Here is a 519-nt window from a genome sequence, read left to right as displayed (position 1 = left end):
ATCATGTATGGTTTCATTATAAAGTAAAATACCACTGCGATAAATCCTTTTTATTTTTTGGGGGGTATTTCGTTCGAATAAAAAAGAGACCGGCAGTTCTTATGCCGGTCTTTAATTTGAATCCTATACTGCATTCTCACTGGCGCTGGAATGGCTTTGGATCAGTCCTTCGACAGACTCGATGTTGACATCCTTGCCACCCAGGCGGCCCACTTCCTGCCCATCCTTAAAGAGCAGGAAGGAAGGCAATCCAATCACTCGAAGATCGATACAAAGTCTCCGATTTTCAGCGCTGTTTAGCTTAACCACCTTAACTTGCCCTTGATATTTCTTTTCTAATTCTTCCACTGCCGGCATAAGGGCGATACAAGGGTCGCACGTTGGTCCCCAAATGTCGACTAGAACCGGCTGCTGGGACTCCCGCACTTCCGCTTGAAAATTATCCTTGTTTACTTCGATCATTTTGAACCGCTCCCCTCATTTTTTTCAATAATATAAGACATTCCGTCAGAAAGCTTC

At 44.1% G+C, this 519-nt stretch carries 1 protein-coding gene; it reads right to left on the bottom strand.

The window, feature by feature from the left end; all coding sequences use genetic code 11:
- Positions 1 to 123 precede the first annotated feature (123 nt).
- Positions 124 to 462: a thioredoxin family protein gene (locus tag ABLT31_RS38965; RefSeq protein ID WP_367761107.1), complete on the bottom strand. Its 339-nt coding sequence runs from the start codon at positions 460 to 462 to the stop codon at positions 124 to 126.
- Positions 463 to 519: the final 57 nt, after the last annotated feature.

This window comes from Ammoniphilus soli (assembly GCF_040813775.1).
This window is presented reverse-complemented; position numbering and strand designations above follow the sequence as displayed.